This window comes from endosymbiont of Acanthamoeba sp. UWC8, from assembly GCF_000730245.1.
Classification (GTDB): Bacteria; Pseudomonadota; Alphaproteobacteria; order Rickettsiales; family Midichloriaceae; genus Jidaibacter.
Genome location: NZ_CP004403.1, coordinates 926,808 through 946,226, shown reverse-complemented (window position 1 = coordinate 946,226; position 19,419 = coordinate 926,808). Strand labels below are relative to the sequence as shown.

At 35.4% G+C, this 19,419-nt stretch carries 15 protein-coding genes and 1 pseudogene; 15 read left to right on the top strand and 1 reads right to left on the bottom strand.

Annotation, left to right across the window (positions count from 1 at the left end; all coding sequences use genetic code 11):
- Window positions 1-101: 101 nt before the first annotated feature.
- From lon to I862_RS04565, 5 genes and pseudogenes are all read left to right on the top strand, one after another.
- Entirely contained in the window at window positions 102-2,498 is a 2,397-nt protein-coding gene (lon, locus tag I862_RS04580; protein WP_052646440.1) for an endopeptidase La, read from the top strand.
- Window positions 2,499-2,822, top strand: a complete 324-nt coding sequence (locus I862_RS08705) for a nucleotidyl transferase family protein (RefSeq protein WP_052646438.1) — start codon at window positions 2,499-2,501, stop codon at window positions 2,820-2,822.
- 13 nt (window positions 2,823-2,835) lie between these two features.
- Window positions 2,836-3,114, top strand: a pseudogene (locus tag I862_RS08850) (nucleotidyl transferase family protein); the annotation flags it as partial.
- On the top strand, window positions 3,098-3,484 hold the full coding sequence (gene rsfS / locus I862_RS04570) for a ribosome silencing factor (RefSeq protein WP_052646434.1): 387 nt from the start codon (window positions 3,098-3,100) through the stop codon (window positions 3,482-3,484). The pseudogene I862_RS08850 and the gene rsfS, both read left to right, overlap by 17 nt.
- A gap of 270 nt (window positions 3,485-3,754) precedes the next feature.
- Window positions 3,755-6,151: a TrbL/VirB6 family protein gene (locus I862_RS04565; RefSeq protein WP_038539395.1), complete on the top strand. Its 2,397-nt coding sequence runs from the start codon at window positions 3,755-3,757 to the stop codon at window positions 6,149-6,151.
- A gap of 316 nt (window positions 6,152-6,467) precedes the next feature.
- On the opposite strand, the gene rpmE is transcribed toward I862_RS04565, so the two are convergent.
- Complete coding sequence (rpmE, locus tag I862_RS07865; RefSeq protein WP_075260611.1) at window positions 6,468-6,743, bottom strand: 50S ribosomal protein L31; 276 nt, start codon at window positions 6,741-6,743, stop codon at window positions 6,468-6,470.
- Window positions 6,744-6,893: 150 nt separating this feature from the next.
- On the opposite strand from rpmE, the gene ssb reads away from it, so the two are divergent.
- The 10 genes from ssb to I862_RS04510 all read left to right on the top strand — a co-directional run bounded on the left by ssb (window position 6,894) and on the right by I862_RS04510 (window position 19,386).
- Window positions 6,894-7,382, top strand: a complete 489-nt coding sequence (gene ssb / locus I862_RS04555) for a single-stranded DNA-binding protein (protein ID WP_038541423.1) — start codon at window positions 6,894-6,896, stop codon at window positions 7,380-7,382.
- 85 nt (window positions 7,383-7,467) lie between these two features.
- On the top strand, window positions 7,468-8,244 hold the full coding sequence (locus I862_RS04550; protein ID WP_038539393.1) for a class I SAM-dependent methyltransferase: 777 nt from the start codon (window positions 7,468-7,470) through the stop codon (window positions 8,242-8,244).
- 236 nt (window positions 8,245-8,480) lie between these two features.
- Window positions 8,481-8,963 carry an RNA pyrophosphohydrolase gene (locus I862_RS04545; protein WP_038539390.1) on the top strand — a complete coding sequence of 161 codons (483 nt, stop codon included), beginning with the start codon at window positions 8,481-8,483 and terminating at the stop codon, window positions 8,961-8,963.
- Window positions 8,964-8,988: 25 nt separating this feature from the next.
- A complete protein-coding gene (gene coaBC, locus I862_RS04540) occupies window positions 8,989-10,179 on the top strand; it encodes a bifunctional phosphopantothenoylcysteine decarboxylase/phosphopantothenate--cysteine ligase CoaBC (RefSeq protein ID WP_038539387.1) in 1,191 nt (396 codons plus the stop codon).
- A 106-nt stretch (window positions 10,180-10,285) separates the two neighbouring features.
- Entirely contained in the window at window positions 10,286-12,196 is a 1,911-nt protein-coding gene (locus tag I862_RS04535) for a DUF3857 domain-containing protein (protein ID WP_158499268.1), read from the top strand.
- Between the two features lie 185 nt (window positions 12,197-12,381).
- The gene (locus I862_RS04530; protein WP_052646430.1) at window positions 12,382-14,823 is read left to right on the top strand and encodes a penicillin-binding protein 1A; all 2,442 of its coding nucleotides are present in this window, start codon (window positions 12,382-12,384) and stop codon (window positions 14,821-14,823) included.
- A gap of 2 nt (window positions 14,824-14,825) precedes the next feature.
- A complete protein-coding gene (locus I862_RS04525; protein ID WP_038539385.1) occupies window positions 14,826-15,083 on the top strand; it encodes a hypothetical protein in 258 nt (85 codons plus the stop codon).
- Window positions 15,080-15,817 (top strand): flagellar type III secretion system pore protein FliP, encoded by a 738-nt coding sequence (gene fliP, locus I862_RS04520; RefSeq protein ID WP_038539382.1) that lies wholly within the window; start codon window positions 15,080-15,082, stop codon window positions 15,815-15,817. Before I862_RS04525 ends, fliP begins: the two co-directional genes overlap by 4 nt.
- Before the next feature lie 102 nt (window positions 15,818-15,919).
- The gene (locus tag I862_RS04515; RefSeq protein ID WP_038539379.1) at window positions 15,920-18,475 is read left to right on the top strand and encodes a hypothetical protein; all 2,556 of its coding nucleotides are present in this window, start codon (window positions 15,920-15,922) and stop codon (window positions 18,473-18,475) included.
- A gap of 116 nt (window positions 18,476-18,591) precedes the next feature.
- Window positions 18,592-19,386 carry a phosphatase PAP2 family protein gene (locus I862_RS04510; protein ID WP_038539378.1) on the top strand — a complete coding sequence of 265 codons (795 nt, stop codon included), beginning with the start codon at window positions 18,592-18,594 and terminating at the stop codon, window positions 19,384-19,386.
- Window positions 19,387-19,419: the final 33 nt, after the last annotated feature.

The following is a 19,419-nucleotide window of genomic DNA, read 5'->3' as shown; positions in this document are numbered from 1 at the left end:
TGATATATATAAGATAGCAAAGAAAATTTAAAGTATAAACCTTGTGAAATTTAAAAAGCAACTTATATATACTTAATATAAAGCAATAAAAAAAGTAAGCTATGACTTCTATTGATATTTATCCGGTTCTACCTTTAAGAGATTTAGTAATGTTTCCTAATATGATAGTTCCTCTATTCGTCGGGAGAGAAAAATCTGTTAAAGCCCTTGAAGAAGCCTCTGTACTTAATAAGAATAAAATCTTGTTACTGGCGCAAAAAGATGCAAATAGGGATGATCCAAAAACTTCCGATCTTTATAAAGTAGGAGTGATTGCTAACGTATTACAGGTTCTTAAGTTGCAGGACTCGACAGTTAAAATATTAGTCGAAGGAGTAAAGCGGGTTAAGGTCATTAAGTTTTTAGGGGATGATAATATTATCCGTGCTCATGTGAAAGACATGAATGATAGGCCTTTAAGTAATGAAAACAAAGAGATAAGCGTCCTTCAGCGTTCAATCACTGATCAGTTTGAAAGTTATACTAAGTTAAATCGTAGAACAAACCCTGAGGTTGCAGCGAGCTTAAGCCAAATTCAGGACATCCATAAATTTTGTGATGCAATCAGTGCGCACTTAATAATTAAGGCAGATAAAAAACAAGAAATACTCGAACTCACGGATGTTTCAGCTAAGCTTGAGAAGTTGCTGTTAATTTTAGATTCCGAGATAGAGCTCCTTAATACCGAAACCAGGATTAGGAGCAGGGTGAGAACTCAAATAGAAAAAAATCAGAAAGATTACTACCTTAATGAACAGTTGAAAGCTATTCATAAAGAGTTAGGGGAAGAAGATTTTAAAGAAGAGATCGGTATTCTTACTGAAAAACTTAAGAAGCTGAAGTTGAGTAAAGAAGCTAAAGAAAGAGTAGATTCAGAGCTTAGGAAGCTTAAAACCATGAATCCGATGTCTTCGGAGACTACCGTAATCAGAAACTATCTCGAATGGATTATTGACCTGCCTTGGGGTAAATATTCGCCAATTAAAAAAGATTTGAAAAATGCTGAAAAAGTGCTGGAAGATGAGCATTACGGCTTAGAAAAAATAAAAGAAAGAATTTTGGAATATTTAGCGGTTAACTTAAGGACAAATGATCTGAAAAGCCCGATTGTTTGCTTGGTGGGTCCTCCGGGCGTAGGTAAAACTTCACTTGCTAAGTCGATAGCTAATGCTACAGGAAGAAATTTTGTGAAAATTTCTTTAGGCGGCCTTAGAGATGAAGCCGAAATAAAAGGGCATAGAAGAACTTATATAGGAGCAATGCCGGGCAAAATTATTCAAGCTATGAAAAAAGCTAAAACCAACAACCCATTAATACTTCTTGATGAAATTGATAAGCTGGGCTTTGATCATCGCGGTGACCCATCTTCAGCTTTACTTGAGGTGCTGGATCCTGAACAAAACCACTTGTTCAATGATCACTACATCGAGCTGGATTACGATCTTTCAAAGGTAATGTTTGTTGCCACCGCCAATAGTACGGATATTCCGCGTCCGCTTATGGATAGGATGGAAGTGATCAGATTATCAGGATATACTGAAGATGAAAAAGTTCAAATCGCTAAAAATTATTTAATTCCTAAGCAGTTTAAAGCTCACGGGATTAAACCGGGAGAAGTTGAAATTCCTGAAGAAGTTATAAGAGAGGTTATTTATTCTTATACTCGCGAGGCAGGAGTGAGAAGCTTGGATAGGGAGATTGCTAAAATCTCTCGTAAAGCGATAAGAGAAATAATGCTCAAAAAAATTGATAATATAAAAATTACTTTAGAAAATGTAAATAATTTCCTTGGGGTTAAAAAGTTCTTAGGTAACGAGCTTGAGAAAGAAGATATAGTGGGTGTAACTACCGGTCTTGCCTACACCGAAGTGGGTGGAGATATACTTTCCATAGAAGCGGTATTGATGTATGGCAAGGGTGATATTAAGATCACCGGTAAATTGGGTGATGTTATGAAAGAGTCGGCGCAAGCTGCGCTTAGCTATGTAAGATCAAGGGCGGTTGAGCTTGGTATAAACCCGGGGTTATTTAAGCGTAGGGATATTCATATACACGTTCCTGAAGGGGCAACTCCTAAAGATGGGCCTTCGGCAGGTATTGCGCTTTATACTTCTCTTGTTTCAGCGCTAACCGGTATTCCGGTTAGAAAAACAGTTGCAATGACCGGAGAAATAACTTTAAGAGGTAGGGTGCTCGCAATCGGAGGGCTAAAAGAAAAATTACTTGCAGCTTTAAGGGCTGGAGTTAAGACTGTTATGATTCCGAAAGAAAATACTAAGGATCTTGAGGAAATCCCGGCGAATGTTAAAGATAATTTAGAAATCATTCCGGTAGAAAATGCAGATGAGGTTTTAAAAATTGCTTTAACTAAAATTCCCGAGCCTATTGAATGGGATGAGGATGTAGAAAGATCGGAGGAATATGGTAAACGCCTTAATGCGCAAACTTTCGCTCATTAAATGAGTAGATTTAAGCTGTTACCTGTTTCAGGAAATACAAAAATAAGGGTGGGGATTTTAGGAGGAACCTTTAATCCCGCACATGAAGGGCATAGGTATATAAGCTTAGAAGCAATTAAGCGTTTAAATCTGGATTATGTGGTTTGGTTGGTTTCCCCTCAAAATCCTTTAAAAAGTGAAGACGTTAAAGGTTCATTAAATACCAGAGTTGAAATAGCTGAAAATACAAAGCATTCAAATAAAATTATAGTCAGTGATATTGAGAAATATTTTAAAAATAACTTTACGGCAAATTCAATTAACAGAATAAAAAAAATAGCATAGGAACGCAGAGTTTGTTTGGCTGATGGGTGCGGATAATATGGTGCAGATTCATAAATGGTATCAGTGGAAACAAATATTTAGGCAATCTTATATAGCAGTTTTTGACCGTTTCAGTTTCGGAATTAAGGTTAATAAGTCAAAAGCTGCTAATATTTTTCCATCGCATAAAATGCTTAATTATGGTAATGTTACTAACTTTAAAAATAAAAATTGGTGTTTTTTTAAAATTCGGCAAAATCCGATTTCATCTACCCAAATAAGGAGCAGGTTAAAATATGAAAAATCAAAATAAAATCAGAGAATTAGGAAATAAAGAAAGAGCAATAGATATAAAAGATTTAGTGCTAAGTTGTTTAGATAGAGATAAGGCGGAAGACGTCACTTTAATTGATTTAGAAGGTAAAGCTGATTTTGCACACTTTATGGTAGTTGCAAGCGGACGTTCAACCAGGCATGTTAACTCATTAGCTGAAAAAATACTGGCGGACATAAAGAACGAAGGTTTCGGAGGAGTAGGTGTTGAAGGGATGAAAGAGGGTAATTGGGTTTTAATTGATGCATTAGATGTAGTGATTCATATATTTATCCCTGAGGTGAGAGAAAATTATAGCATAGAAAAAATGTGGAATTTTACCCTGCCGGCAGAAAGAACTGAAGTTTAATCATATTGTATTGAATAGAAAGCTTTTAGCTTAAGTTATTTAGATATAATAAATAATGCTTTAAAAGCTAATTTATTAATAGCTTAATATTGTGCCATTATATATCTATTTTAATATGTAAATTATTCTATTTTATACAAATTTATCTTGTCAAATTTTATAGCTTTGCTATTGAATCGTAGTTTGAAAATGTCGGTAGTGTTTTAAATGCTTATGTATAAAAAGATTGAGCTTAATATAACCCGACATAATTTATGAAAATTATTACCAATGACCCAAATTAAATATGGTGCTAAATTACTATTAGTATTTTTTTTTCTGTTGATAATTGCTGATGAAGCTTTAGCTTTTAATAGCTTGGAAGAATTTGAGTCTTATCAGGATAACGGGACGTTTGCATGCCTTCGCTTAAATAAAATATCAGGCCATGATGAAACCCAAGTTTTATATGATAGCTTCCAAAAATCCAAAAAAGAAAGAGAAGAATATCATACTAGGGTACATACGCCCTTAAATGCTTCTATGTTTTCCTATGTTACAAATTTTGCCAGACAAGCAATAGGAGCTGTAGATTCGTTGGTCGGGGCTATTCCTATGATGCATCGTTTTACTTTGGGTGATATATGTACTAATGCATATATAGTAAGGCCTCATGAATATATAAATAGAATGAACGGATGGATAGACTCTAAAGTGCAGCCGGGCGGAGGTTACAGGAATCAGCATTCGCTTGCTTTAACTGCAACCGATATACCTTTTTATTATTCATGTGATCCTGAATGGGATCCTCTTCATAATTCCAAAATATACCGTAGTGAAGCGGAACGGCATTTAAGAGGCAAAGTATGGGGATATATGGGGGCTGCTTCTCCGTTTTGTGCTGGTATTGCTAAAAATTATGCGCTTAAAGAATTGGTAGGGCAGGTTAGAATTGAATATGCTGATTCATATTCTCCAAGGAACGGCAATTCTTCTTTGAGTGCAAGAGAAGGAAAGTTTTTAAAAGCCGGGGAATCAGCAGAGTTAAGATCAGTAATATTTCATGCTTATAATTATTTTAATACTGCGCTCGGGAAGATGCAATTATGTGTTGCGACCCCGGAGACGAGAATTCCTATTAAAGTCGGATGCACCTCAATTGCGCCACCTGTAGAGAGAGCTGTGGAACCGCCGTTTTTAGAGCAAATTAAAAGTACAAGATGCTACCACTTGATTAGCGGTAGAGAAGATTTGCAGTCTTTAGGAAGGGCTTTGTCTATTACTGATCAGCATTCACGAAACGGGTTAGCAATGAAATTATTTCTTGAGAGTGAATTTCATGTTACGAGCACGGTAGTAGGATGTGTAAAAGATATGATACTAAAAGTATTCTTAGGCGCTAATCAAAGCAACAAAAGAGGGTTGCTTAATATATTGCATGAAAACTTTAGAGGGTTGGTGTTTGCTGTCTTGGTACTATATGTTTCATTAGTCGGAATTAAAATAATGAGCTCAACCCAAGTACCGAACCAGGGTGAGTTCTTAATGTATATAATAAAATTTACATTAGTACTTGTTTTTACCGGCTCAGGCACTTGGTACTATTATCAACAAGGTGAGGCTAAAGGACTTTTTCCGGCTATAACTTCCGCAACGGAAGAGCTATCTTTAATATTTTTTAAAGTACAAGTTGATAAAGATCCGGTCGGGTTGTGTAATTATTGGTTTGAAGGAAAAGAGCTTTTAGGGCAAAGAGATATTAATGTTTTTTCATTTGCAGGTAAGATTGAACCTACTGCCGGTTCACATAATGTAAAGTTAACCTTTTGGGACTTTGTCGATTGTAAACTTGCTAATTATTTAAATTTCGGTTCCTGTCATTATTCCATGAGCGGAATGATTAGTATGTGGATTGGTGCTGCTGCGTTATTTGTCAGCGGAGACGGGTTTTTGCTGACAATTATCTCTGTTCTATATGTTTTTTTGCTTTTATTAATAATTTTTAGGTTTACCTCAGTATTCATTCATTCGTTATTTATAGTAGCGATACTGATATTGATATCTCCTATAATGCTTTGCTTCTCTTTATTTAATCCTACTAAAAACATTTTTCAATCCTGGTTTAGAATGATTATAGGCTATATTATTGCTCCTGCGGTATTATTCATATTACTTTCTTTTATGTTAACAGTACTCGATTCGATTTATTTCGGTGAACTTACTACCAAGAGTGCGGAGATCAAAGAGCATAATATTCCTATAACTCAAGCATGTAAAGATATCGATTCAATATTTTGCACAACGGTCGGTATGGTTGCAAAAGATCCATGCTCGGCAAATATTGGAGTTTTTGCAGAGAATTATATTGAGCCTGTTGATCTTGGTGCTTTAGGTGAATTTAAGCGCTTAAAGCCTTTGGCTATTAAATCATATTTCCATCCGGCATTAAAATTATTATTATTCGTAACTATCTTTTATTTTTTCGTCGGGGGGGCAATTAAGCTTATTGTAGTCCTAACCGGTGTTTACGGTATAGCGGATACGAGCAGGGGATCAATTAATATCCTTAGCCCCGTCAGAAGCTTAGTAGGAATGGCAGCCGGCAATGCTTCACATATGCTTGGAATGAGTGTAGGAAAGATTGTCGGTGGTGGAGATCGGGATGATAATAAAGTACCGAGAAGATAAAAGTATTTAAAAAGGCTAATATTTGCTTCTCTGTTTTTTTGCACCAAAAAAAAGTTAGTTTACTATAGAAAATTAATAGAATTAATAGTAGCGCATCCCTCCGAAACCTAAAAGAAAAGCAGCGCTCATAGAAATTATTTTATACAATCAATATACTAAGAATTGTCAGATTTATGTATAATTTACTATAAATGATAGTAGGGAAAGAAAGTAGATGGAATATTAACCTAAGCTGAGTACTATAAAAGTAGAAGAGCAGCCTTAAACAATTAAAGCTGCTCTTTTTAATGCAAGTTATTACGAACCGGCTTTTAGTTTATTTTAAAAAACTTAGGCCTTTAAACTTATCGTTAAATTTAGCTACTTCACTTGCCTTAGCATTTATGTAGTTAGCTTCTCTTGTCCAAGCCGGGTGAGTTTTTTTATCAACATCAAGCTTAAGTACATTGTTATGGTAAGTAGAACGGGTTTCATACACTTCACCATCAGTCATTTCTACTTTAATAATTCTATAATTAGGATGTAAAGTCGGTTTGTTTTCACCCTTGTTCGGAGTGGTTGAAGATTTCGCGTCAGATTTCTTAATTGCCATATTACTAGTCGATACAAATTTATTTACTAAAAAATTATAAAGTAAAAAATCAAGGCAAACAAGTAATATTTTCACCTAAACAAATAAATAGTTTGACTTTATTTTCGGCTTGGGTCTAATAAATACATTAATAAAAATACAATGAAAGTTATGGCCGGAAGTCTAAATAAAGTTATTTTAATCGGAAACGTCGGGAAAGATCCCGAAGTAAGAACTACGCAAGACGGCAGGGAAATAGTAAGCTTTAGCTTAGCCACTTCTGAAAGTTGGCGGGATAAATCCTCAGGCGAAAGAAAGGAGAAAACCGAATGGCATAGAGTGGTTATCTTTGCTCCGCCCCTAGTTAATATTATAAAAAATTATGTGCATAAGGGTTCTAAGGTTTATCTGGAGGGTGCATTGCAGACTAGAAAATGGACTGACCAAAGTGGTCAGGAAAAATTTGCTACCGAAATTGTCCTGCAAAATTTTAATAGTGTGGTTGTATTGCTGGATAGTCGTAGCCAAGGCGGGGGTTCTGGCTCTGATTACGATCATAATGATTTTGAATCTAATTCCAAATCACCTGCCGGTGTAGCCCATAAACAGGGCTCTTCACATGATGCAGGCGAAATCTTAGATGATGACATCCCATTTTAATTGAAATAGAATCAGTAATGATTAATTGAATTAAAAATACTGATAATATAAATAAAACAAAACAATCATATTTTATATAAAAATTATGATAAAAAGTAAGGATATCACGCGATCCCAAACGCCATCCGATGCAGACCCTTATTGCCCGGAAAATATTTCGCTCTTTGAAACTATTTACGGCAAAAATTTAATTTCCTTAGGAGGCTTTCCTGCAATCGATAATATGTTCTCAGGCCTTAATATAAGAGGATTAAAGGCTTTAGATTTAGGCTTCGGTTTAGGTGGTGCTGCATTTTATTTGGTTGAAAACTACCTGATGACGGTTTTCGGAGTGGAAGTTTACCCGTGGATGGTAAGATATGCGCATAATCATATGCCTCAGAACCTTGCCCACTCCTTGGAATTTAATGTGTATAATGATAAAGGAGAGCTACCTTATAAACCAAAGTCGTTTGATTTGGTTTACAGCAAGGGTGTTTTAAATCATGTTGCCGACAAAGACACTTTGTTTCGTCAAGTGAATGCCGTATTGAAACCGGCAGGCTTATTTGTTATCGCTGATTGGATTTTTCCACAAGCTATAACTGATAGCTCGGTACCTTTGGTGTGTGAAACGAAAAAATCTTATGAACAAGTATTGAAAAATACCGGATTCAGTGAGATTGAATTTCGTGATGACAGCAAAATATTTTTGGGCTATGCAAAGGCGTTACTTAAAAATCTAACCGAGCATCGTGAATTTATTGAGCAGACATATAATAAAGAACTTTTTTTTCTCATAAGGGTACAGCATGAAGAATTGATCGAGAAAATTAATAATAAACAAAAATATGCCACCCGAATTGTCGCAAAAAAAGATTAATTAAGTTAACCGTATTAAGTGAATTTTTATAGGATTATAATCCAACTTACTATTCAATACAGCTATAAAAGGAAAGTTAATTACTTCCAAAAAAAATTGTGCAATGTTTCGTTTAATTATAAATAGTATTATTAATCAGTTAGATATATAATAAACTGATAATTAAAAAATAATTTATTGCTGGGTATTATTTTGATTTCAGCAACTAATTTATTAGTTTTACTTTAGGGCTTTCTATGGAAAAAAATAGTGCATACCGTTACGGGGTTGGCATAATGCTGATTAACAATGAAAATAAAGTTTTTGTCGGCCAAAGAGTGAAAGAAAGCAGTGAAGCTTGGCAAATGCCCCAAGGTGGTATTGATGAAGGAGAAAATCCCGACCAGGCTTTGATGCGAGAAGTGCTGGAGGAAATAGGCACTGACAATATAGAGATTATAGGCGTTTCAAGTGACTGGTATCAATATGATCTCCCTAAACAATTTGCTCCCCTCTGGTGGGGCGGGAAGTATATAGGTCAAAAGCAAAAATGGTATTTAGCTAAATTTTTGGGTAAGGACAGCGAAATAAATATAAATACTGAGATACCTGAATTCATAAGCTGGAAATGGGTAGATGTTGAAGAACTCCCCGAACTGATTGTTTCATTTAAAAAGAAACTTTATCAGGGTTTAGTCGAGGAATTCAAGCCAATTATAGATAAGCTTTCAGGCAGCTAACATTATTTAAAAACAGGTAAGCTTTATGGCAAAATTATTGGTAATAATCACAGGAAGCATAGCAGCTTATAAAAGTATTGATTTAGTTAGAGAATTAGAGAAAAAAGGGCATGAGATCAGCATTATATTAACTGAATCGGCAAAGCATTTCGTTAGCCCGCTTACCTATTCTTCATTAACTAAAGCTATTATTTATAATGATTACGTATTTGAAGATTCGCATTATAATCCTATGCTTCATATAGAGTTAGCTAAAAACCACGAACTTGTTTTAGTAGTGCCGGCAACTGCGGATTATATAGCTAAGATGGCAATAGGCTTAGGCGATACTTTATCGCTTTGTACTCTGTTAGTTAATAGCAATAAAGTTTTAATTGCACCTGCTATGAATCCAAGGATGCTTTTTCATCCGGCAACACAAAATAATGTAGCTGTTTTAAGGGATAGAAACGTTGAGATTGCCGAGCCGATTTACGGCTCTACCGCTTGTAAAGATATCGGGTACGGGAAATATATAGGTAATGAAGCCATATTAGAATTAGTCGATAAAATGCTATATAATAACGGGCGCCTAAAAGGTATTAAGGTTACCATCACATTAGGAAGCACCAAAGAAATGCTGGATCCAGTCAGGTTCCTCGGTAACACTTCCTCAGGCAAGCTCGGCGCATTAATTGCAAGCCGCTTGATAAGAGAAGGAGCGGAAGTGACTATTATTGCCGGGAATATAACTTGTGAATTGCCTCGGGAAGCTAAAGTAATTCGTGCGTTCTCTGCTGAAGAAATGCTGAAAAGTTCTCTTTCTAAATTACCTACCGATATTTTTATTGGATGTGCCGCAATATGTGATTTTAAACCACTTATCTATTCGCAAAATAAAATTAAGAAAAAGACTGGAGAAAATGTAGCAATTGAGTTTATTCCTAATACGGATGTAGTAGCAACTATCGGAGGCAGAACTGATGGAAAGCGACCGCAACTTGTTGTAGGATTTGCGTTAGAGAGTGAGAATTATATCGAGAATGCTAAGAATAAGTTAAAATATAAGAATCTTGATCTTTTAGTATTAAATAAGGTCGCCTTTTTAGAAGAGAGTTTTAATGATTATACATTGGTTTATAGAGATTATATTGAAGAATTAGGCAGATTAGAGAAACCTGAACTGGCGACCACTTTAGTTGAGGCATTAATTAACAAATTACAACGGAACAGTTAATTATAATATTTTTTAAGTTGCATTATTTGAAAAAATAATAACTATTAGGTAATTCGGTTTTTAAGTTGTGTGCTATGAAAGCACTGAAGTTCATATGAGGAGCAATATGAAAAGTAAATATATTTCATTTCTTAACTTTTTTTCAGCAGCAATATGCATGGTTATTCTTTTAAGTAATGCTGCGGAAGCAAGGTGGGCAACTTATGACGATGCGTCAATTGAGATTAATAAATATAATGTAATTGAAACTGTTAATAAAGACGGCACAAATGAAAGCATAATTGAAGAAGAGAAAACTATACTAAAAGAACTTGGGCGCGATTATGCCGCAAATTATGTGATAAAATATAATGGTGATAGTTCCAAAGTTACTATATTAGAAGCAAAAACAATTTATCAGGAAAAAGAATATAAAGTAGATCAGGATATGATCGAAGATAAGCCTCTGGCAAGTTCGCATCAGGGATTTGATCAACAAAGACAAATTCTGATAGCTTACCCGAAAGCCGAAATCGGTGCTAAGATTTATATAAAATATAAAATTGCTGTAAATAAAGTGCCTTTAGCTAATAGTTATTTCACTAGAGCCACCTTTGGATTGGACGGTTATGAAAAAGAATCCAATATAGAAATCAGGTCTGAACTTCCTTTAAAGTATTATGTTAATGACCCGAATAAAGCTTTGGAAATTACTCAGTCTAAAGAAAACAATCTATCGATAATTAAAATAAAGTTAATAAAACCGCTATATACTCAAACTAGCGGTGAGCCCAGAGATAGTACGATAATAAATAATAAATATATCACCTCTTTATCAATTTCGAGTTTAAATACTTGGGAAGAAATCGGAACTCGTTTCGGAAAAGATTATGCGAAAATAATTAATCAACCTTTACCTAAAGCTTTCGATGAGATAGTGAGCGAAGTAAAAAAAAGTAATTTAACTGAAAAAGAGCAGATTGAGAGAGTGATTTCCTTACTGAATGATAAGGTGAGATATATGGGAGATTGGCGCACGGTAAACGGACGGATAATTCCTAGGGATTTAGAAAAAGTAGCAACAAGCCAGTTAGGGGATTGTAAGGATTTCTCGGCAAGCACTGCTGCAATTCTAAATAAACTGGGCTTTAAAGCAAGGGCAACTTTAGTTATGAGAGGGGTTATGAATCAATCATATGATGAGCCGTTACCTAATATTTATAGTTTTAACCATGCGATGCTTAAAGTAATCGGAAAGGGTGGAGAAGTATACTGGATTGACCCGACCAACTTCCAAAGCATGACTGACGGAATATTCCCTGATATTGCAGGTAAAAAAGTTCTGGTTCTGGATACGAAAGAACCAAGTTATGAAACTATACCGGAAATTGATCCCGACCATTCGCAGATGATTAAAAATAATGTAATGGAGCTTAAAAGCGACGGCGCTATACTTGATACGGGAAGTTTAACTATTAAAGGGGAAGAGCGTTTGCAGTTCAGCGGGATGGGTTTATATTTTTCCAAACAAGCAATAGAGGACTTTTTATTTACAGCGATTAGCGGAAATCACTTAACCGATGAAGAAAAGAAAAGCATAGAAGTTCCTGATCTGACCAAAAGAGAAGTGAAAGATATAACTGTTAAATATAGCTATGAACATAAGAATAGTACCTTTAAAACCAATATGGGTCAGGCTTTAACTCTCTCTTCAAAATGGCTTGGGAGCTTTACCAATGTAGCTCATGATCAGATCAGAGATACGATGGTCGGGTCGCCGATGACTTTAAAACGTTCTACCGTGTTAAAAGATATGAAAGTAAAAAATGTACAAAGCTTAAATTATGAAATAAAGAGCCCCTGGTTATATTTTAAAAGAGAATGTAAAAATAAAGGCAAAGATATTGAGATCTTTGATACGGTTAAAATACTAAAAACCTTTATTACCGGTGAGCAATTAAATTCTTCTGAATATAAAGATTTAAAGCAAGGTATAGAAAGAAATATACAAAATGCAGCAATAATATTTTCCGAATAGGTATTATACAGAAGATATTGAGGTACAATATATAATTTCCGGACGCTTTCCGGCAATCATATCGTTAAAGTATACATAGTATTATATGCCATTCAAATTAATAGCTTTTACATACGAATTAAGTTATAACCAACCGTTATATAAGTATGTTTTTTAGTAAATCTGTAAGGATAGTGATAAGTTAAATGTTTAAGAAGCTAAGAAGAGCATTATATATATGGAGTTCTCTGATAATTGGTGGTGCAATTATCGGGCTCATAGTCTTATTGCAAATTATTCTTTATTTCGGAAAAGATTTGCCGGATTATAGGCAGCTGGAGGAATATGACCCGCCTGCAATCACGAGATTATATACCCAAAAAGGACATATTCTTGATGAAGCGGCAACTGAAAATAGGATATATACTAAGTATGATGAGATTCCGGAATTAATTGTTAATGCATTTATTGCTGCGGAAGACAGAAATTTCTTTAAGCACGAGGGCTTAGACCCTGTCGGAATTGCAAGGGCTGCAATAGTTAATATAGTAAATGTCGGAAAGCACAAAAACCCGGTGGGGGGTTCTACAATTACTCAACAGGTAGTAAAGAATTTTTTGCTTACCAATGAGAGAACTTTATCAAGAAAAATAAAAGAAGCTATTCTTGCGTATAGAATTTCTAAAGTATATTCCAAAGAAAAAATAATGGAACTTTATTTAAACCAAATTTATTTAGGGAATAATTCATATGGTATTGCTTCCGCTGCATTAAATTATTTCAATAAAGAACTGGATGAGCTGAATGCTGAAGAAGCTGCACTTTTAGCAGCATTGCCTAAAGCGCCTTCATATGTAAACCCTATAAAAAGCCCGAGGCGCGCAAGAGAGCGCCGGAATTGGGTGCTAAGTAGAATGTATGAAGAGGGCTATATAACTGATGAGGAGCTAAGTAGAGCAACTAAGAGCTTAATTAGTCTTAAAAAAAGAAGAGAAACCGATTTCTTTCGTGCCGATTATTATTCGGAAACCGTTAGGCAGGAATTGATTACCAAGTTTGGAGAAGATGCGGTTTATAAAGATGGTTTACAGGTGTTTACCAATGTTAATGAGGAAATGCAGGTAATCGCCGAAAAAACCTTGAAAGAGGGGTTGCTGAGGTATGATAAGAAGCATGGGTATAGAGGGGCTTTGGGTAGCATTAATATTGAAAACCCTAGTTGGCAGGAAGACCTGAAAAATTTTCCTAAGCCCCTTGATATCGGGGCTTTCAAGCTTGCAGCAGTTTTACGAGTTGATAACTCAAGTGTAAATATTGCTTTAGAGGGAGGGGAAAAAGGAGTAATTAATTTTGAACACCTATCATGGGCGCGAATGAGCTTAAAAGAACAAATGGTAGGGGCAACGATTAAATCAGCTCATGAGGTATTGAAAAAAGGAAATGTAATATTGGTAAGTCGACTTTCTGAAGCTGAAAATAATTATGTATTGGAACAAATTCCTGAGGTTAATGGAGCTATTGTAGTTTTAGAACCTAACTCCGGAAAAGTTTTAGCTGAGGTCGGCGGTTACAGCTATAAAAAAAGTAATTTTAACAGGGTAACTCAAGCCGATCGGCAACCCGGCTCAACGTTTAAAGCATTTTTATATATGGCTGCATTGGAAAACGGTTATGATCCTAGATCTATAGTATATGATCTTCCCATAGAGTTAAGCCAAGGTGCGGGCATGCCGCCTTGGAGACCTAAAAATATGCGAGGTGACTATTTGGGAGCAATTACGCTTAGGAAGTCTTTAGAAAAATCGAGAAACCTTTCCACCGTGTGGCTAATTACTAAAATCGGTTTGAACCCTGTAATTGAGATGTCCGAGCGGCTTGGGATATATAAAGATCCTCCGAGGAATTATTCTATGGCTTTAGGTTCCTTTGAGACTAAAGTATTAAGTCTTGCTAATGCTTTTAATATTATTGCGAGCGGCGGTAAAAGAGTTGAGCCAAACTTTATTGATCGGGTTTATGACCGAAAAGGTAAATTAATATATTCCTCAGATAAAAGAAAAGCTGCAAATGTTGATGAGCTGAATACCTCATCCCCGCCTGAGTTATTTTATGAATACGATCAGCTCATTGACGAAAATATTAATTATCAAATGGTCTCAATCCTTGAAGGAGTAGTGCAGCGGGGCACGGCAGTTGCTGCTAAGCAGCTGAAGCGAACTTTGGCAGGGAAAACCGGTACGACTAATAATAGCTTTGATACTTGGTTTGTCGGGTTTAACCCGGATATAGTGGTTGGGGTCTATGTCGGTTTTGATGCACCACGAACTTTAGGGCAAAAGGAAAGTGGTTCTTCACTTGCTTTACCGATCTTCATTGATTTCATAAAAGAGGGTTTAAAAAATACCGAGGATAGGAAGTTTACCATCCCTGAAGGGATTGAGTTGGTAGAGATAGATGCCACAACCGGAGCTTTGGCGACTGAGGAAACTAATCCTCGTGATATTATCAAGGAGGCTATCAGAAAGGCTCAGCTTGAAGGAAAGGCAAAGTCAATTGATGAAATACTAGACGTTATCGAGGGTGGCGAAGGGAGCTCCGCTACACCTAAAGCCCATGATCTTAACGAAGATTTCGGAGGGATATACTAAGAATGGAAGCGGTAAATTTATTGAAATCATTTTTAGCACTCACCTTCGTACTGGCTATTATCGGGTTAATATATTTTTTATTTAAGAAATATATGCTGCAAAGGATTATTGCCGCTAAAAATTCTAAATTCAGCATAGAAGAAATTTTATATATTGACCAAAAACGTAAGCTCTTATCCATAAAGAGAGAAAATAAAACCTATATACTGCTTTTAAGTAATACGGATCAACTAATTGAAATTATAGATAACAAGCTATGAATAAACTAAGCATTCTTTTTACAATTTTACTTTTTATTGCCCCTCAAGCTTTGGCACAATCGGTAAATATTGATTTAAGCGGTGATAACCCAACGGGTGGTGCGCTCTCTTCAAAAGTAGTACAGATAATCGGGCTTATAACTATTCTAAGCCTTGCACCTTCAATATTCATGATGGTGACATCTTTCGTTAGGATTGTAGTAGTTTTTTCATTGCTACGAACCGCAATAGGCTTACAGCAAACACCGCCCAATATGGTGCTGACCAGCTTAGCCATATTTTTAACTTTCTTTATTATGGCGCCTACCTTCGAGAAATCTTACGAATACGGAATTAAACCTTTAATCAACGAAGAAATTACCGAAGATATTGCTTTACCGATTATCGCCAAACCTTTCCATGAATTCATGGTTGAAAACACCAGAGATAAGGATTTATCCCTTTTTCTTGATATTTCAAAAATTAAAATAGAAAAGAAGGAAGATCTACCCTATCATATTTTAGTTCCTTCTTTTATGCTCAGTGAACTGAAACGTGCCTTTGAAATAGGGTTTTTGATCTTTCTGCCGTTTTTAATTATTGACTTAGTCGTCTCCTCAGTGCTGATGGCTATGGGGATGATGATGCTTCCTCCCGTGCTGATATCCATGCCGTTTAAGCTTATCTTCTTTGTGTTAATCGACGGGTGGTATGTGCTTTGCGGCAGCTTAGTTAAAAGCTATGGAATAGCTTAAATCACATAATTCCCTATTATTGTCGTTTACGTTAACCCTTTGTTAATAAATAGTATTTATAATTATATTTAATAAAGAAATACTTATTTTAAGGGGATAAGGATGAAGGGTGGGATTGAAGAGTTGCAAGAATTAAAGACAATTGAGATAACATTAGCAAAAAGTAAAATTACTGCAGAGGATATCTATAAAGCATATAATTCAGCTTTGGATAATTTCGATAAATTAAGCCTTGATAAGCAAGATGAAACAAGGGTTATTCCTGTTGAATTTAAATATGATAATAAAAGCTTAAAAGCTTATATAACAGCTGTTCCCGGACAATCATTTAGTGACAATTTTAAGCATGCAGCCCATTTAAAAAAGTTTCAAGTAGGGTATGATGTAAGAACAGATGCCAACATTGATAAAATGATAAGAATATTTACCGTAGATGAGATGTTAGTTAATGGGGAGCAAAGTGGAATTGGAGTAGAAAAAGATTTGGCGGATAAAACATTTATTAGTTTTAAAGAATTTACCAATACAGTGGAAAAGGCGCAAATTATTCGGTCAATTAATAACTTAGAAGGGAAATCAAGTGACCAACCGCAGGAAATAAATGAGATCAGTATAGCAATACAAGGTAATGAATTGACTGTAGAAGATCTGAAACTTGCGCTTGAGCTTGCATACACACAAGTGGATAAGCTAGGAGCTCCTGTGAGCGAAATTAAACTAAACTTTAAAGATCAAAACGGAAATTCATTCGAAACCGATCTAGTGACTAAAAATGGGGCAAGTATTAATAAGAGCTTTATGGATAATAACCTGCAACAGATAAGGAATATGACAGCAGCGGACATACAAAAGCAATATGCTTTTAATATTGTGCAGAATATCGGTAAAAGAAATGATTTAAATGGTATTAAGATATCCGAAGATATAATTGAAAATTTCTCCAAGGTAGAATCCATAAAAACTCAAAGAAACAGTGTTGCTATGTCAGGAAGACCCCAAGCAAAATTAAATACAGAGAAAATACAGGTGGAAGTAAGTGGGGATAAAACCAATAATGTTGCACAACAAGAAGATATAGAGATTGCTAGTGATACAGGAGGTTTGTTCTATGGGGCTAAGAAAGAGCAGATAGAAGAGGCAAAAGTTGATAATAGCCAAAAAATTGATGATATAAATAATGTAATATTAGCACCCATCACAGGCAGTATACAAATGAGTAATATAAGAGCAGCTTTAAAAGTTGCCTCAATTGATGCGAGACATAATGAATTAAACAACAAAGTTAATATTAACTTCTACGACCCTGTTCAGAAAAAAGGCTTTTTGGTAGAGCTTGAATCTATAAATGATAAAAGTATTACGGATTTTTTAAATGAGGTTAAATTAAACCAAATACCCTTGGAAAATGTTAACCTTCAGGAAAATATAAGATTTAAAGTTTCAGCTGAACTTCCTGGTGATATTAAAATTGAAGAAAATATAATGAGTTTATTTCCCGGGGTGAAGCAGCAGCAGGCAGAAGTAACAGAAGTTAATGTAAGTAGTAATGCAGTAAGTGAAGTCAGTAGGTCGGCTGGTTTTGCAAGTAATACTCCTATTAGTGTTGGGGTAGCTAAAGCTGACGTTCCAGAAATGGCTCCCGTAGCAACAGGTGTTGAAGTGGGTAAAACAGATGTAATACGACAAGAAAGTGCAGAATCCCAGGCTATTAATACGAAGAACCCACAAGCTCAAGAAATCCGTAATATAACTAATAGTATAGCCCAGCAACAGGGTTCTTATGCTATAAATGTATCAATAGCAGACGATTGGATACAAATTGAAAATGTTAATACTGCAATACGAGAAGCTTTAGAGTTAATAAAAAATGAAAAAAGTGACATAAGCGCTAAATTTAATATTAACTTTAATACAGTTGATACCAAAAAAACATTTACTGCGAAATTAGAATTTACTGATCAAAAAATGCTTCAAGAAATTATAGATAATACCGATTATCTATACAAGCTTGCTCAAAACTGGCGCTCTGAAGCACCAGAACCTCTTCCGAAGAATCTTGTTCAAAATTTAAGCTTTAGAACATCACACCTACTTCCCGAAGGTATTAGTATTGCTAAAGATGTATTAAACTTATTCCCCGATATTAAGCAGCAGCAAGAGCAAATTATTTCAACAAAACCGCAAGAGAAGCCTGAAGTATCCGAAACTAATCCTTCACTTTTCAACAGAATAAAGTCATATGTTTCAGAACATCCGATAAAAGCTGCTGCAATAGGAGTGGCTGCTACAGTTGTGGGAGTGGGGGCATTAGCTGCAACTGTGGCGACAGGGGGCTTGTTTGCCGTGGGAGCCGGTTTAGCGGGTGCCGCAATCGGTGCGGGTGCTTACGGAATTGTGAAATATAATCAGTATAAAGAGGATGAAAATATAAAAACAAGTAAATTAAGTGGGTTTAAAGCTAGTGAGGATATGCTTAAAGGTGACGGAATAAGCACGCCTGAGAATAGCCAGGATCAGATTGGAAAAAAATCGCCAAAATTATTTACGGATATAGTTAAACCTAAGGCATCAGCAGACCACCATAAACCGGAAAAAGTTGAAAACCATACTGATCTTGCTAAGCATAAAAGTGGTTCTTCTATAAGTATGGGTGGATAAACTTGTAATAGCTCATTAAGCTTTGAAAGCATAATGTTATTGCATGAACTTTTGCTTGACTAGCGGGGAGTATAATTTATAACTTTATATTATTTATTCTGCAATAACGTTTTGTTATGAATTTATCTGATATTTTTTTTAGGATATTAACTGATTTATCTCATTTTCATGTTATAGCTTTAGTCTCTATCATCGGGTTTGTGCTATTTAACAGAAAAGCTTTTGGAAGTGCGCTCTTTATCACAATTTTTACCATGGCACTTAATGCTTACCTGAAATCCGTTTGGCAGGTGCCGCTTAACCCGGAACTTAATAAAGAAGGGTGGGCTTTTCCGAGTGGGCACACGCAATCAAGTTGCGTCTTTTGGTTCTTTTTAAGCTTAATGCTTGAAAAGCGCCGGATGATAATATGTGCTCCTGTTGTTCTGCTTGGAGTGGTATCCGGGATCGTTCATTTCGGTTATCATGAATGGTATGAAATTTTATCGGCAATTGGCTTTGCAGGATTGGAGATAATATTCTTCTACTATTTGCTTAAAGTATGGGATTATTATCAAATCGGGTTTTACTATCTAGGCTTTTTTTTAATCGTTGTTATATTGCTGTTTTTATCGTTTCTATTAACCCCAAACAAGCAAGGATACTTTTGGCTGTGGAACGGGCTAGGCGGAATGCTTGGTATCTCCATAGGTTGGATGATTGTGGAAAAAGTTTATAAACATTACGAAATTAAGCACAAAAAATTTATTTCTTTTATATTACTTGTAGTGTTTACAGGAATTTTTTACGGGTACCATTTTGATGAAACAAAAATAACTTATAATACTTTTATAACCTTTATCATAGGGTTAATAATTAGCATCGGTCTTCCGCTGATTGATAGAAGAATATCTAAGTATTATAAGATGTGATTATTTGTTAATAAATTAGCCTGATATTCTATC